15 protein-coding genes are annotated in these 14,025 nt (G+C 74.0%); 7 read left to right on the top strand and 8 right to left on the bottom strand.

Going from position 1 to position 14,025, the window contains the following annotated elements; all coding sequences use genetic code 11:
• Positions 1 to 27: 27 nt before the first annotated feature.
• Both ISP_RS07415 and ISP_RS07410 read left to right on the top strand, forming a co-directional pair.
• Positions 28 to 588: an RNA polymerase sigma factor gene (locus ISP_RS07415; RefSeq protein ID WP_013223264.1), complete on the top strand. Its 561-nt coding sequence runs from the start codon at positions 28 to 30 to the stop codon at positions 586 to 588.
• Positions 585 to 1,031: a hypothetical protein gene (locus tag ISP_RS07410; RefSeq protein WP_013223263.1), complete on the top strand. Its 447-nt coding sequence runs from the start codon at positions 585 to 587 to the stop codon at positions 1,029 to 1,031. The genes ISP_RS07415 and ISP_RS07410 overlap by 4 nt, the downstream gene beginning before the upstream one ends.
• Here ISP_RS07410 and ISP_RS07405 read toward each other — a convergent pair.
• Entirely contained in the window at positions 1,028 to 2,170 is a 1,143-nt protein-coding gene (locus ISP_RS07405) for a S8 family peptidase (RefSeq protein WP_013223262.1), read from the bottom strand. The genes ISP_RS07410 and ISP_RS07405 overlap by 4 nt on opposite strands.
• 96 nt (positions 2,171 to 2,266) lie before the next feature.
• Here ISP_RS07405 and ISP_RS07400 point away from each other — a divergent pair, with 96 nt between their 5' ends.
• The gene (locus ISP_RS07400; RefSeq protein WP_013223261.1) at positions 2,267 to 4,846 is read left to right on the top strand and encodes a CHAT domain-containing protein; all 2,580 of its coding nucleotides are present in this window, start codon (positions 2,267 to 2,269) and stop codon (positions 4,844 to 4,846) included.
• Between the two features lie 106 nt (positions 4,847 to 4,952).
• Positions 4,953 to 5,759, top strand: coding sequence for a lipase family alpha/beta hydrolase (locus tag ISP_RS07395; RefSeq protein WP_230468726.1), 807 nt, complete (start codon positions 4,953 to 4,955; stop codon positions 5,757 to 5,759).
• On the opposite strand, the gene ISP_RS07390 is transcribed toward ISP_RS07395, so the two are convergent.
• The 4 genes from ISP_RS07390 to folP form a co-directional block, all read right to left on the bottom strand.
• Positions 5,749 to 6,591, bottom strand: coding sequence for an ABC transporter permease (locus ISP_RS07390; protein WP_013223259.1), 843 nt, complete (start codon positions 6,589 to 6,591; stop codon positions 5,749 to 5,751). The genes ISP_RS07395 and ISP_RS07390 overlap by 11 nt on opposite strands.
• On the bottom strand, positions 6,588 to 7,499 hold the full coding sequence (locus ISP_RS07385; protein ID WP_013223258.1) for an ABC transporter ATP-binding protein: 912 nt from the start codon (positions 7,497 to 7,499) through the stop codon (positions 6,588 to 6,590). Before ISP_RS07385 ends, ISP_RS07390 begins: the two co-directional genes overlap by 4 nt.
• A complete protein-coding gene (locus ISP_RS07380; RefSeq protein WP_013223257.1) occupies positions 7,496 to 8,623 on the bottom strand; it encodes a hypothetical protein in 1,128 nt (375 codons plus the stop codon). The genes ISP_RS07385 and ISP_RS07380 overlap by 4 nt, the downstream gene beginning before the upstream one ends.
• A 715-nt stretch (positions 8,624 to 9,338) precedes the next feature.
• Positions 9,339 to 10,217 (bottom strand): dihydropteroate synthase, encoded by an 879-nt coding sequence (gene folP, locus ISP_RS07375; RefSeq protein ID WP_013223256.1) that lies wholly within the window; start codon positions 10,215 to 10,217, stop codon positions 9,339 to 9,341.
• A 93-nt stretch (positions 10,218 to 10,310) separates the two neighbouring features.
• Between folP and ISP_RS07370 the strand changes: the two genes are divergently transcribed.
• Positions 10,311 to 10,958, top strand: a complete 648-nt coding sequence (locus ISP_RS07370) for a rhomboid family intramembrane serine protease (RefSeq protein ID WP_013223255.1) — start codon at positions 10,311 to 10,313, stop codon at positions 10,956 to 10,958.
• Here the strand turns inward: ISP_RS07370 and ISP_RS07365 are convergent.
• Complete coding sequence (locus tag ISP_RS07365) at positions 10,951 to 11,166, bottom strand: hypothetical protein (protein ID WP_230468725.1); 216 nt, start codon at positions 11,164 to 11,166, stop codon at positions 10,951 to 10,953. The two genes, ISP_RS07370 and ISP_RS07365, sit on opposite strands and share 8 nt — an antisense overlap.
• On the opposite strand from ISP_RS07365, the gene ISP_RS07360 reads away from it, so the two are divergent.
• A complete protein-coding gene (locus ISP_RS07360) occupies positions 11,155 to 11,283 on the top strand; it encodes a helix-turn-helix domain-containing protein (protein WP_230468724.1) in 129 nt (42 codons plus the stop codon). The two genes, ISP_RS07365 and ISP_RS07360, sit on opposite strands and share 12 nt — an antisense overlap.
• A 113-nt stretch (positions 11,284 to 11,396) precedes the next feature.
• Entirely contained in the window at positions 11,397 to 12,203 is an 807-nt protein-coding gene (locus ISP_RS07355; protein WP_013223253.1) for a trypsin-like serine peptidase, read from the top strand.
• A 99-nt stretch (positions 12,204 to 12,302) separates the two neighbouring features.
• Here ISP_RS07355 and ISP_RS07350 read toward each other — a convergent pair whose 3' ends face one another.
• Both ISP_RS07350 and ISP_RS07345 read right to left on the bottom strand, forming a co-directional pair.
• Entirely contained in the window at positions 12,303 to 13,130 is an 828-nt protein-coding gene (locus ISP_RS07350) for a DUF11 domain-containing protein (protein WP_014466656.1), read from the bottom strand.
• A 177-nt stretch (positions 13,131 to 13,307) separates the two neighbouring features.
• Positions 13,308 to 13,949, bottom strand: a complete 642-nt coding sequence (locus ISP_RS07345) for a TetR/AcrR family transcriptional regulator (protein ID WP_013223251.1) — start codon at positions 13,947 to 13,949, stop codon at positions 13,308 to 13,310.
• Positions 13,950 to 14,025 lie beyond the last annotated feature (76 nt).

The raw sequence follows: 14,025 nt of genomic DNA, 5'->3' as shown, positions 1-14,025 counted from the left end.
AGGCTGAGCGGGTCAAGCGGAGGTGAAGTGGACACCACGACCCTGCTCGAGGCGGCCGCGCGCGGCGACCAGGCGGCGTGGGACGCGCTGGTCGACCGGTACGCCAGCCTGCTCTGGTCGATCGCCCGCGCCCACCGGCTTTCCGACGCCGACGCGGCCGACGTCGTGCAGACGACGTGGCTCAAGCTCGTCGAAAACCTCGGCCGGATCAAGGAACCGGAGCGGCTGCCCGGCTGGCTGGCCACCACCACCCGGCACGAGTGCCTGCGCCAGCTCCGCCGCACTGACCGGGAGCGCCCGGCCGACGACCAGGTCTGGCAGAACGAGCCGGCTCCCGGCCCGGCCGTCGACGCGGCCCTGCTGCTGGGCGAGCGCGACGCCGCGCTCTGGCGCGCGCTGGACAAGCTGTCCGACCAGTGCCGGCGGCTGCTGCGCGTGCTCATGGCGACGCCCCCGCCGTCGTACGCGGAGGTCGCGGAGGCCCTCGACATGCCGGTCGGCAGCATCGGCCCGACCCGGCAGCGCTGCCTGGGCCGGCTGCGCGCGCGGGCCGGCCACGCCGGGCTCGGAACGGAGGACCGGGCATGACCACCGACGACGAGCTCATGGACGTCCTGCGCGCGGCCGCGGCACAGGCGGACCCGGTGCCGGACCTCGTGCTGCGCCAGGCCCGGGCGGCGCTGACCACCCGGGACCTCGACGCCGAGCTGGCCGCCCTGGCCTTCGATTCGGACCTGGCGGAAGCCGGCGCGGTGCGCACGGCGGGCGACGACGTCCGGCTGCTGTCGTTCGAGTCGGCGCGGGTGTCGGTGGAGCTGCAGGTCGAGTACGCGGGCGGCCGGGTCTCGCTGCGCGGCCTGATCACCGGCGCGACGGGCGACGCGGTGATCGAGGTGGCGGGCGAGCGGCACACGAGCCCGATCGGCGCCGAAGGCTGGTTCACCGCGGCGGGACTCCCGCGCGGAGCGACCCGCGTGACGGTGACCGCCGCGGACGGCACGACGGTCACCACCGGCTGGGCGAGCCTCTAAGCAGGCATCGAAGCCACGAAGGGCCGTTCCTGCTGCCCGTTGACGTCCCAATAGGTCACCTTCGAGCTGTTGTCCAGCACGTCTTCGGCCGCCCGCCGGGCGGTCATGCCCCGGTTCGCGGCCATCTTCGCCGCGATCCGGCCGGTCACCGTGGCGGCGGCGAACGAGGTTCCGCTCCAGACCGCGTAGCCGTTGAACCGGGGCTCGCCGTCCGCGGTCTGGTTCGGGAAGTCCCCGTGGAAGTACGGACCGACCACGTCGACCCCGTCCGCGTAGGCCGTGACCCAGGGTCCGTAGTTGCTGAACCCGGCGATCTCCGGCGCGGCACCGGCGGTCGTTTCCACCGCGCCGACCGCGATCACCTTCGCGAACTTCGGCTCGGCCGGTTCGTCGCGCCGGGGTTCCAGCGAAATCGCGGCCGGGAAGACCCGCTGCCGGGACCCCCGGTTTCCCGCGGCCGTGACCACCACCGCGTCGGGCGGCAGCCGGCGCAACGCCTGCTCGATCGCCTTGGGCGGTTCGTCCTCCCAGGTCGCGCCCGAGAACGACAGGTTGATCAGCCGGATGCCCCGCCCGGCCAGATCGTCGATGGCGTTCGCCACGGCCAGGTCTTCGACGTCGCCCGTGCTCTCGTCGACCACGCCTTTCATGCGCACCGCGACGGTCGCCGGCACCTCCTTGAGGATCACGCCGGCGACGAACGTGCCGTGCCCGCCCGAACCGACCGGGTTCCCGGCTGCATCCCGCACGATCCGTGCGGTGTCTTCCGGGTCGTAGCGCACGCGCGTGCCCAGGTACTCGTGCGGCTCGCCGTTCCGGAGCACCACGCCCGTGTCGACCACCCCGACTTCGAACTCGGCTCGCTGCTCACCCGGCAGGGGGAACAGCAATTCCTCGGTCGCCTTGGCCTCCAGCACGTTCCAGATGATGCGGTCGAGCCCGAAGAGGTGGTTCGGGCTCGCGCCGTGGCCGCGCAGGGCGGCGAGGACCTCGGGGACCGGGCGGGTGCCGGTGAAGCGGCGCAGCGGGCCGGTGCCCCCGTCCGGGTGGTAGCCGAACCCTGCCAGTTCGGCGTGGATCGCGGCAGAATCGTCGGCATGGACCAGCAGTTCGCCGGCGCGATGGCGGTATCGGGTCATCTGTCCCCCTCCGGGACCGGTCATGGATGAACGGGTCGGTAGCCCGATCCGCGAACCCCTCAATCTGATACACACCACCCGGAACGGGCACAAGCGGTGACGGGCGCACTGGCCAAGGCCGTCGCCGCGGCGGACCTCGCGTTCACCGCGCCGGCGCGGGCGCGGGCGCTGGCCGCGGCCGCGCTCGCGGAAGCGGACGGCCACGCCGAGGCCGCCGCGGTCGCCGAGCACGCGCTCGGCCTCGCCGGGGTGGCCACCGGCCGTCTCGGCGACGCCGAAACCCGGCTGCGAGCAGCGGTCCGGCTGGCCGACGGCGCCGGCTTCCGCGAGCGGGCCGCCCAGACGCGCGGGGTGCTCGGCTACGTGCTGACGTTGACCGGGCGGACGGCCGAAGCCCTGCGCGAGCTGGACCGCGCGATGCCGGAGCTGACCGGGACGGCGGCGGCGCGGCTGCGCATGCAGCGGGCCGTCGTGCTCACCGAAATCAGCCGGTTCGGTGACGCCGCCGCGGAGTTCGCGGCCGCGCTCGAGACGTTGCGCGCGGCGGGCGGGGACGCCCTGATCGAGGCCACCGTCCGCACGAACCGCAGCATCGTGCTGGCCCGGCTCGGCGACTGGCGGGGCGCCGAGGAGGACCTGCGCCGGGCCGAGCAGGGCTTCGCCGCGACCGGCCACCTCGGCCGGACGGCGATGGTGTGGCAGAACCGCGGGCTCGCCGCCACCGTCCGCGGCGACGTGCCGGCCGCGCTCACCGCGTACGACGAAGCCGCGTCGCGCTACGAAGAAGCCGGAACCGACCAGGGCCTGCTGCCGATCGAACGCGCCGAAACGCTGCTCTCCGTCCGCCTGATCGCCGAAGCGCGCGAAGCCGCCACGGCCGCCGTCGCCGACTACGAACGCCGGCGCAACGCCGTCGACCTCGTCCAGGCGCGGCTGCTGCTGGCGAAGGTCGCGCTGGTGGACGGCGACCCGGAAACGGCGGTGCGCGAAGCCACGCTGGCGCGGCGGTCCGCGGCCCGGCAGCACCGGCCGGGCTGGGCCGCGCTCGGCGGTTACCTGGCGCTGCGGGCCCGGCGCGACAGCGGGCTCCGGACGACGGCGATGCTCCGGTCCGGGCAGCGCACGGTGGCGGCGCTGACCGACGCGGGCTGGGTGGTCCCGGCCCTGGACGCGCGGCTGATCGTCGCGACGCTGGCGCTGGCGCTGGGCCGTCCGGCCGTCGCGGAGGCCGAGCTGACGATCGTCGGCCGGGCCGGGCGCGGCGGCCCGGCCGAGCTGCGGGCCCGCGCGTGGCACGCGACGGCGTTGCTGCGGCTGGTCCACGGCGACCGCCGGGGCGCGGACGCGGCCGTGCGCGCGGGTGTCCGGGTGATCGGCCGGTTCCGGGCCGGGCTGGGCGCGAGCGAGCTGCGCGCCCACGCGTCGGGCCACGCGAGCGAGCTGACCGGGCTGGGGTTGCGGCTCGCCGTCGAAGCGGGCCACCCGGAGGCCGTCCTGCGCTGGGCGGAGCAGCGGCACGCCGGTGCGCTGCGGCTGCGGCCCGCGCGGCCGCCGGACGACGAGGGCCTGGCCGCGGACCTCGCCGCGCTGCGCCAGACCGCCCTCGACCTCGCCGCGGGCACCGGCCAGGCGCCGGCCCTGCTGCGCCGGCAGGCCCGGCTCGAGAAGGCGGTGCGCGACCGCGCCCGGCACGCCACTGGAGTGTCCACTGCGGACACTCGCATCCCGTCGCGTGCCGAACTCGCCGCGGCATTGGGGCCGGCCACCCTGGTGGAGTACGTCGAACTGGACGGGCGGCTGACGGCGCTCGTCCTCGGCGGCGGCCGGCTGCGGCGGTGCGAGCTGGGCTCGGCGGCCGAAGCCGCGGAACGCCTGGACGAGCTGCGGTTCGCCCTGCGGCGGCAGGCGTTCGGCCTCGGTTCGTTCGCCGGGCTCGCCGAGCGGACGGCCCGCCGCCTCGACGACCTGCTGCTGGCCCCGCTCCCGCTGGGCGAGGGCCCGCTGGTGATCGTGCCGACCGGGCGGCTGCACGAACTGCCGTGGCCGGCGTTGCCGGGCGCCCGTGGACGTCCGGTGTCGCTGGCGCCGTCGGCGGCGCTGTGGCACCGCGCGGCGACCGCCCCGCGCGGCGAGGGCGGGGACCGCGTCGTCGTGGCCGGTCCCGGGCTGCCGCACGCCGCCGCGGAAGCCGCCGCGCTGGCCCGTCGCTACCCGGGCGCCCGGCGGTTCACCGGCCGCACCGCACGGGTCGAGCCGGTGCTCGCCGCCCTCGACGGCGCCGCGCTCGGCCACCTCGCGGCGCACGGGACGTTCCGCACCGACAACCCGCTGTTTTCCTCGCTCCGGCTCGCCGACGGCCCCCTGACGGTGTACGACCTGGAACGGCTGGCCTGCCCGCCGCGCCAGGTGGTGCTGTCGGGCTGCGACTCGGGCCGCTCGGCGATCCACGCGGGCGACGAACTGCTGGGCCTGGCCTCGGCCTTGCTCGCTCTGGGCACGACGAGCCTGGTGGCCACCGTCCTCCCGATCCCCGACGACGCCGGCCGCGCCCTGATGGTCCGCCACCACCGCCACCTCGCGGCGGGCTTGAGCCCGGCCGCGGCCCTCGCCCGCGCCCAGTCGGACCTCCCGGACTCCCCCGCGGCCGCCAGTTACGTCTGCTACGGCGCCGGCTGACCCCGCAACCGGCGTACCCCGGCCCGTGCGCAAAGAGGCCTCACGCGTGATGCCCGCTGGATCACGGGAGATGCCGGCCGGGCGTGGGCGGGGTCATCATGGACCTGTGCGGATCACGGCTTGGTGGGGCGGGCTCAGCCCGCGGCGGCGGCTGATGCTGAGCAGCGTCGCCGTCGCCGTGGTGGCCGTGGTCGTCGCCACCGTGATCGCCACCTCGGGGGCGAAGGCCGCGCCCGAGGCCGGGACGCCGGACCAGAACAAGCCCGGCCCCGTGCTGCTCGTCCCCGGCTACGGCGGTGGCCGGGGTGCGTTGGAGACCCTCGCCGAGCGGATCCGGCAGGCCACCGGCCGGTCCGCCGAGGTGCTCACCCTGGCCGGCGACGGCACCGGCGACCTCGCCGAACAGGCCGGCGTCCTCGCCGAGGCCGTCGAGAAGGCCTACGAGCAAGGCGCGCCTTCGGTCGACGTCGTCGGGTACTCCGCCGGTGGGGTCGTCGCGCGGCTGTGGGTCGGCCGGGAGAGCGGCGCCCACCAGGCCCGCCGGGTCGTGACGCTCGGCGCGCCGATGCACGGCACCGGCCTGGCCACGGCGGGCGGCGCGCTGGTCCCGGGCGGCTGTCCCACCGCGTGCGTCCAGCTGGCCCCGGGCAGCAGCCTCCTGCAGGAGCTGGCCAAGCAGCCGGTCCCGCCGGGCCTGCCGTGGCTGTCGCTCTGGACCGACCGCGACGAGACGGTGACCCCGCCGGACTCCGCCCGGCTCGACGGCGCCGTCAACGTCTCGCTGCAGCAGGTCTGCCCCGGCAACGCCGCCGGCCACGGCGATCTGCCCACCGACCCCGCCGTCACCGACATCGTCCTGCAGGCCCTCGGCACCACCCCGCTCGAGGCGCCCACCGACTGCCTCAGCTCGTGACGTCCTTCGTCGCGAAGTTCGCCCACGCGGCCCCGAAGAACACCACGATGTAGCCGGCCTGCAGCAGCAGCCCGTGGTCGATGTTGCGCCACAGCACCGGATCGCGGAAGAAGTCGATCCAGGACAGCCAGTAGTGCGTCGGCAGGTAGGGCCGCACGGACGCCGCCGCGTCCAGGGTCTCCAGCACGGTGCTCGTGATGAGCACGGCCAGGCCGCCCAGCGCGGCCCCCAGCGCCGAGTCGGACACCGTCGAGAGGAAGAGGGTGATCGCCGCGAACCCGAGCATCGACACGACGATGTAGGTCACCGTGCCCAGCAGCCGCAGGCCCAGCGCGGACGAGCTGAGCGACTGCCCCGACAACGACGTCACGCCGGCCGGCTGCCCGCCGGGCCCGGCGACCCCGGGCGTGCCGCCGGTGCCGAACAGGATCACCCCGAGCACCAGCGACGTCAGCACGACGATGACGATCGCCGCGGTCACGTACACGGCCAGCGCGATCATCTTGGCGCCCAGCAGCCGCGTCCGGCCGACCGGGCGCACCAGCAGGTAGCGCAGGGTGCCGGTGGCGGCCTCGCCCGCGATCGCGTCGCCCGCGGTGACGGCGACCGCGATCGGCAGGAACAGCGGCAGCACCAGCGCGAGCGCGGCAGCCGGGTACAGCGCGCCGTCGTTCACCACCGCCGAGAGGAACGCCCCGCCCTGCCCCGGCGGCGGCGCGAAGTCGGCCGTGGCCAGGAAGACGCCGACGATCGCGGGCAGCAGGCACAGCAGCAGCACGCTGAACCAGACCCGCGGCCGCAGCGCGAGCTTCCGCAGTTCGACGCCGATCATCCCGCCGCCCCGAACCGGTCCGAACCCGGACCTGTCACGTCGAGGACGACCTGTTCGAGCGTCCGCTGTTCGGCGTGGATCGACGTCACGCGCACCCCCGCCTCGACGAGCAGCGCGTTCAGCGCCGCCGGATCGCCGTGCCGGATGACCAGCCGGTCGCCGTCGCGGGCTTCGAGCTGCCCGTCCAGGACCGCGGCCGCCGCGGCGGCGTCCGGCGTGCCGACCAGGACCCGGCCGGTGGCCGCCCGCAGCGTGGCCAGGTCGTCCTCCAGCACGAGCCGGCCGCGGTCGACGACGCCGACGCGCGTGCACAGCTGCTCCACCTCGGACAGCAGGTGGCTGGACAGGAACACCGTGGTGCCGCTCGCGTTCAGCTCGACCAGCAGCTCGCGGATCTCCTTGATGCCCTGCGGGTCGAGCCCGTTGGTCGGTTCGTCGAGGATCAGCAGCCGGGGCCGCCGCAGCAGCGCGCCGGCGAGCCCGAGCCGTTGCCGCATGCCGAGCGAGTACGCCTTCACCGGCCGCTGGTCGACCCCGCCCAGGCCGACCTGTTCGAGGGCTTCGCCGATGCGACGCCGCCGGGTGCGCCGCCCTCCGCCGCGGCCCGCGGCGTCCAGCAGCGCCAGGTTCCGGCGCCCGGACAGGTGCGGGTACGCGGCCGGGCCCTCGACGAGCGCGCCGACCTCCGGCAGCACCTCGGCGACCCGCTTCGGCACCGGTTTCCCGAGCACCTCGATCTCCCCGGCGGTCGCGTAGACCAGGCCGAGCAGCATCCGGACCGTGGTGGTCTTGCCCGAGCCGTTCGGGCCGAGGAAGCCGTAGCGGTCGCCTTCGCGGACTTCGAGGTCGACCGCGTCGACGGCCACCGTGCGGCCGTAGCGCTTGGTCAGCGCGCGCGTGACGATCACGGGCCGCTCCGGCGCAGCCGGGACAGCTCGTCGGCCACCGACTGCAGGACGCCGGGCGTCACCGTCCCGGCCAGCAGGTAGGAGCGCCGGGACACCGACGACCGCACGATGCCCAGTGACAGCGGCGTGATCGACAGCTGCACGACGCTCCCCGCGGCCAGCTTGACCTGCACCGCACCGGCCTTCCCGGCGGCGTCCCCCGCCGCGTTGGCCACCGTCCGCGGCACGGCGATCACGGCGAAGGCGGCCAGCCCGCGGCCGTAGAGCGCGGCGCCCTGCACGCCCCCGAAGTTCGACGACACCACCGGGCGCCCGGCGAGCGAGGAGGGCAGCGGGACCTGGCCGAACGCGCCGAGCGTGTCGGCGACGTCCGGGGTGCTCGCCACGGAGAACCCGGACCCGAGCGCCGGCCGCGGTGCCTCGACGACCGGCGTCGTCTGTTCGAGCTGCTGGAATTCGGTCACCAGGATCGGGGCCTCCTGCCCGCGCGCGGTCACTTCGACGCGCACCGCCACCCCGGTCGCCGGATCCGCCCACACATCGACCCGCCCGACGGTGGTGTCCGGATCGGCGGGGACGAGCCGCAGCCCGGACGCGGCAACGCCGGCGACGTTCCGGCCGGGCAGCGCGCTCACCGGGTCGCCTTTCGCAGCGCCCAGGATCCGCCGCGCGAGCTCGGGCGGCAGCAGGTCCCCGGCCCGCGGCAGCCGCAGGGCCGGCTCGCCGATCAGCTCGGTCAGCGTGTTGTCGCCGTAGTCCCAGGTGTATTCGCCATCGGGCAGCCGGTAGACGTCGTGCTCACCGGCGGTGCCGAGGATGTCGACGCGGTACCGGCCGGGCCCGGCGTACCAGGCCCGCATCGGCGTCCGCATGGAGAAGAGTGCGGTGACGGCGGCGAGGTTCGGCAGCTCCGGCAGGGCCAGCGAACCGGCGCTTTCGGCGTAACCCTGGTACGGCCGTCCGGCGGAATCGAGCACGAGGGCGCGCAGCCGGTCCGCGTCGGCCGCCGCACCGGCCGGAGCGAGCGCGGCAACGACGGACGGCGCGGAAACCAGAACGGCGGCCACGACGGCGACGACCGCCCACCGGCGCCGCTTCTCGTGCCGCACCACCGAAGGCGTCATCCGGCATCACCTCTTCGTCCTTTGTACGCCATGGCCCCGGGACGACAGCAAGAACGGAAACCCCCGGAGGGTGGCTCACCTCGCTGTGCCCGGCGGCCGGCGATCCGACCGGCGGCCGGCAGCCGGCGACCGGCGAACTGACAGGCGGCCGGTGGCTGGCGGCTGGCGGCCGGCGGCCGGCGGCTGGCGGCCGGCGGCCGGCGGCTGGCGGCCGGCGGCTGGCGACTGGCGACTGGCGACCTGATCGGAGACCGGCGGCCGGCAGCGCAAGCTGACCAACGACGTCACCAGGCCTCCCCCGCCCCTCATCCCAGCCTTCTCTTCAGTCGACGGTCGGGTTTGTCAAGGCACGCTTTCCCGCCTTGACAAACCCGAGCGTCGACTGAAACTCCTACCGGAGGGGCGGGGGAGGTCGGACCCGCCCTGCCGCGGAAGAAGCGGTTCTAAAGCCCGCCCTGCCGCGGCAGAAAGCAAAAGCTGTCCTCGCCGGACGGGCAGGCTCTGGGATGGCCACCCCTCGCCGCTGCCCACTCACTTTTGAGAGGTGGGCCGCGGGGTGGTCATCCCGTCGCCTGATTGAGGCCTATCACTTTGAGCCGGGCCCGCAAGCCTGCGCTGGCACCTCGCCTTGCGCTCTGTGTTGCGGGCCCGGCTCAAAGTGATTTGACGGCCTCAGGCGACGGGATGACCACCCTGCTCCTCTGTTTGGAGGGGCTCAGTCCACAACGGACTCCAGCCCGGCCACCGCCTCCACTGCTTCCCTTGTCTCCCTGACGTTGTGCGCCCTGAACACCGCCGCACCTGCGTGCGCCGCGATCGCCGTGGCCGCCAGGGTGCCCGCCAAGCGGTCGTGGGCTTCGACGTCCAGCGTCTCGCCGATCAGGTCCTTGTTCGACAGCGCCACCAGCACCGGCCAGCCCGTCGCCACCAGCCGGTCGAAGTGTCTCAGCAGCTCCAGCCCGTGGCGGGTGCTCTTGCCGAAGTCGAACGTCGGGTCGATCAGCACGCCGCCGCGAGGCACGCCGGCGGCGACCGTCCGTGAAGCCGCCTCTGTCAGCTCGGCGACCACGTCCGCCACGACGTCGTCGTAGCGGGGCCAGAACGGGCGCTCCGGGGTCGGCTCCGGGTACGGGTCCGTGCGCACCGGCATGCCCCCGACGTGGGAGCAGACGTACCCGGCGCCGAACTCCGCAGCGATCTCGACCAGCTTCGGGTCGGCGCCCGCCCAGGTGTCGTTGAGGAGGTCGGCGCCCGCTTCGCAGACCTGGCGGCCGACCTCGTGGCGCCAGGTGTCGACGCTGATGACGAGCCCCGGGTGGCGGCGGCGCACCTCGGCGACGAACGGCACCACCCGCCTGCTCTCCTCGTCGACGTCGACCTCCGGGCCCTCGCCCGCCTTGACCCCGCCGATGTCCACGATGTCGGCGCCCGCGGCGACCGCGCGGTCCACCGCCTCCAGGGCCGCGGTGTCGGCGAAGGTCGCCCCCTTGTCGTAGAAGGAGTCGGGCGTGCGGTTGACGATGGCCATGACCAGGGCGCGGTCGCCGGGCATGCGACGGCCCCGGAAGACCATCTCCGGCCGGTGTGACGTCATGCGCCCAACCCTGCCAGGTCACGGCTGGGTCCGGAACGCCGCGTCCGGGCCGTGCGCCGGTTATCCTCGGGCGCAACCGAGCAGGGGGACGCGATGAACGAGGGCCCGGTCCGCAGCGACGCCGAGGCGATGATCGCCGAGGCCAAGAAGGCCCTGTGGGTGATGGTCGGCCTGCTGGCCGTGCTGTGGGTGATCCAGCTCGTCAACGCCCCCACCGGCTACGGCCTGAGCCGCGAGTTCGGCATCGAGGCGCGCGATCCGGGGTCGCTGCCGGAGATCCTCAGCTCTCCGTTCCTGCACTACGGCTGGACCCACCTCGAGGGCAACTCGGGGCCGCTGTTCATCTTCGGCTTCCTCGCCGCCTACCGCGGGGTGAAGAAGTGGGTCGGTGTCAGCCTGCTGATCATCGTCGCCAGCGGCCTCGGCGTCTGGTTCATCTCGCCGGCGAACTCGGTCACCGTCGGCGCCAGCGGCCTGGTCTTCGGCTACTTCGGCTACATCATCGTGCGCGGGCTCTTCGACCGGCACCTGATCGACATCGTGCTCGGGCTGGTGATGGCGTTGTGCTTCGCCTACCAGTTCACGTCCCTGCTGCCGAGCCAGGAAGGGGTCAGCTGGCAGGGCCACCTCGTCGGGTTCGCCGGCGGCATCGTCGGCGGCTGGCTGTTCCGCGACCGGCGGCCCAAGGCGGTCGCCGCCCCGGACCCGGCGACCGCCCTGCTCCCCAAGGACGTCAGCTAGGCGGCTCGAGCTCCGCCTCGACGACGATCCGGACGTACCGGCCGATCAGCGGCCGGGGTGCCCGCATGCCGAGCGGGGCGCGATCCAGCGTCCCGGTGGCGCGGCCCCGCCCTCGGGGCCGACGGTCAGGGTCAGCGGGCAGGACGTCCTGCGCAGCCGCCAGATCGCCCACCGGCTGGTGCTGTCCGAGCGCACGGTGGAAAGCCACGTCCGCAGCGTGCTGGCCAAGCTGGGCCTCGCGAACCGGACCGAGGTGACGGCGTGGGCGCACCGCCGCGGCCTCGCGGTGCCGGCCGGGGACCCCGCCACCCGGCACCCCCGGTAGGCCGATCGAACGCCGGCGCCTCCCGCAGCTGTGCGGCGCTGTGCGGGCGCTGTGGGATCGCTGTGCATCCGGCTTCACACGCTGCGAATACGGCGGTGCTGTGGTGATCTGAAGTGGTGGCGATCAAGATTCCCCGCACCGCGCTGACGGCCGCGGCGGCGTTGCTGGTCATGGGGACCGGGCTGGTCCTCGGCACCGGCACGACCGCCGACGACGCCTACGCCGCGGGCGCGCCGGTCCCGGTCACCACTTCGGCGCCTGCTCCGGTCGCCACGTCCGTCACCCCGCCTGCTTCGGCTGCCCCGGCTGCTCCGGCTGCCCCCGTGAAGTCCGCCGCCGCTTCCCCGGTCGGGGCACTGTTCGCGGGCGGCCGCCACTTCTGCTCGGCGAGCGTCGTGCACTCCACCGCCGGCGACCTCGTCCTGACCGCCGCGCACTGCGTCCGGGGCGGCATGACCTTCGCCCCCGGCTACCACGACGGCGTCGCGCCCTTCGGAATGTGGACGGTGACGTCGGTGGCCGTCGCCGGCGGCTGGACGGCGTCGGCGGACCCGGATCTGGATTTCGCGTTCCTGACCGTCCGGCAGAGCGGAAACCCGGCTTCGCTGGAAAGCCTCACCGGCGCGAACGTGCTCGGCACGAATCGCGGATTCGAGCACCGGATCACCCTCACGGGCTACCCCGACACGACCGATTCCCCGGTGGTCTGCGCCGGGAACACCACGCGTTCCGGCGATTACCAGCAGCGCGTGGCGTGCCCCGGTTTTCCGGACGGAACCAGCGGGGGGCCGTGGGTGACCGGCGGCGCGGTGATCGGCGTGATCGGCGGTTACCAGCTCGGCGGCGACACCCCGGACGTTTCCTACAGCGCGTATTTCGACGACGACATCGCGAAGCTGTACGCGTCGGTCACCGGCTAGTTTCACCGGCCGAGTCATCGGCTCGGTCATCGGCCGGAATGCGGACCGGGCCCGTATCCCTGGCGGAGGACACGAGCCCGGTTCACCTCTCGCGAACCCTCAGCAGGTCACGATGAGCCCGGTGAGCGCCGAGCACGTCTTCGACGCGCTGTCGTTGGCGGGGTTGGGATCCGCCGGCGAACTCGCCGTCCGCGTCGCGGTCGTGGTGTACGAACCGAGCGCGAGCAGGCCGCCGTTCACCGAGAACTTCGGCGTCGCCGACGCGCCGCTGGCCAGCGAAGCGACGTCACAGTTCACGGTCCGGGTGGTGCCGACCCGGACGCACCCGGAGCCACTGGCGAACGACAGGCCCGCCGGATACGCGGCCACGACCCGGATTCCGGTCGCCGCGGACGGGCCGGTGTTCGTCACGGTCACGGTGTAGTCGATGCGCGCGTTCAGCCCGCCGTGCCCGGTGGCGCCCAGCGCGACCTTGACGTCGGCCTGCGTGACCGGCTCGGCGACGGTGATCACCGGGCCGTCGAGGGTTTCGAAGGCGTAGTTGTCGCCGACGAACTGGTGCTGCAGCGTGAACGACCCGAGCGCCGCCGTGTCCTTGACGCGCAAGGTCCACACCGTGGTCCGCGTGCCGCCGGCCTCGAGATCGCCGAACGCGGCACGGTAACTGCTCCCGGCCTGGAAGCAGCCGACCGCCGTCGTATTGGTGCACGACACGACGTCGACGACGTCGGTGATCGGGGTCGGCGAACCGTAAATGGCGGCCTTCGCGAAAGTCACCGTGAAATCGGTGGGGTTGTGAATGGTTTGCGTGATGGTGAACGTCTGCCCCGGCACCACGGTGGTCGGGCTGACTTCGACGGAACTGGTGGGCGTGTCCGCCTGCGCGGCGGGGGCGAGGGCGATGAACGCCGAGGCCAGTGCGACCACCGCGGACAGGATCGTGGGCTTTCGCCAGCTTCTTTGCATAGTCGTCATCTCGCAGTTCCAGTCCGGGGAATGCCGCTCTGACAGATCTTGCGTAGGTCTTTTCGGACCGCCGACGCTGATCAGTCGTCGCACTCCCGGAATTCGTTACCGCCATCCGGGCGCGTCCCGGCGCCGCCGTCAGGCCGGACGCCAGCGGCCGTTCATCTCACCGGGACGCGGCGGCGGGCCCGGCAGATCCGGACCTTTCGCCGACAACCCCTCGATGAGCAGCGCGAGGTACCGGCGGCGCAGTTCCGACGTCCGGTCTTCGTCGTCGACGCGGATGGCGGCGCAGCACTCGAGGATCATGCCGATGTCTTCGGCGACGGCGTCCGGCCGCAGACGCCCGGTTTCGTGCGCCCGCTCGACCAGCTGCTTCGTCAGCTCGCCCGCCCGCCGCGCGTCCCGGCCCATCTCGGGGCTCGGGGTGAACGTGCCGGCGAGGTGGACGGTCAGGGAGTGCACGTCGAGTTCGACGACCCGGGAGAGGAACCCGGTCAGCGCCGCCCAGCCGTCCCGCTCCTCCGCGGCGGTCTCGGCTTCGCCGATGTAGGCGAGGAGTCCGTCGTGGCAGATGCGGCAGAGCAGGGCTTCCTTGCTCGGGTACCGGCGGTAGAGCGCGCTGATGCCCACGCCGGCGCGCTCGGCGACCTGCGAGATCGGCGCTTTCGGGTCGCCGAGGAAGACGTGGCGGGCGGCGTCGAGGATGACGATGTCGTTGCGGGCGGCCTGGCCGCGGCGGCCGGGCAGGGCGGTCTCGGGCGTGGCGGTCTCGCGCATGGGCCGAGACTAGCACTGGAACGGATCATTCCGGTCTGCTACAGTTCGGAACGAAGCATTCCGTTCCCGCTCGAAG

Source organism: Amycolatopsis mediterranei (assembly GCF_026017845.1).
Taxonomy (GTDB): Bacteria; Actinomycetota; Actinomycetes; order Mycobacteriales; family Pseudonocardiaceae; genus Amycolatopsis; species Amycolatopsis mediterranei.
Note: the sequence above shows the minus strand (reverse complement) of the source record. Positions and strands in the feature narration are given on the sequence as shown.

What these genes read in the sequence shown, in the direction of transcription:
- ISP_RS07370 (WP_013223255.1), top strand. Translation starts at nt 10,311, where the DNA reads ATGAACGAGGGCCCGGTCCGCAGCGACGCCGAGGCGATGATCGCCGAG.
- ISP_RS07345 (WP_013223251.1), bottom strand. Translation starts at nt 13,949, where the DNA reads ATGCGCGAGACCGCCACGCCCGAGACCGCCCTGCCCGGCCGCCGCGGC.
- ISP_RS07390 (WP_013223259.1), bottom strand. Translation starts at nt 6,591, where the DNA reads ATGATCGGCGTCGAACTGCGGAAGCTCGCGCTGCGGCCGCGGGTCTGG.
- ISP_RS07405 (WP_013223262.1), bottom strand. Translation starts at nt 2,170, where the DNA reads ATGACCCGATACCGCCATCGCGCCGGCGAACTGCTGGTCCATGCCGAC.
- folP (WP_013223256.1), bottom strand. Translation starts at nt 10,217, where the DNA reads ATGACGTCACACCGGCCGGAGATGGTCTTCCGGGGCCGTCGCATGCCC.
- ISP_RS07410 (WP_013223263.1), top strand. Translation starts at nt 585, where the DNA reads ATGACCACCGACGACGAGCTCATGGACGTCCTGCGCGCGGCCGCGGCA.
- ISP_RS07380 (WP_013223257.1), bottom strand. Translation starts at nt 8,623, where the DNA reads ATGACGCCTTCGGTGGTGCGGCACGAGAAGCGGCGCCGGTGGGCGGTC.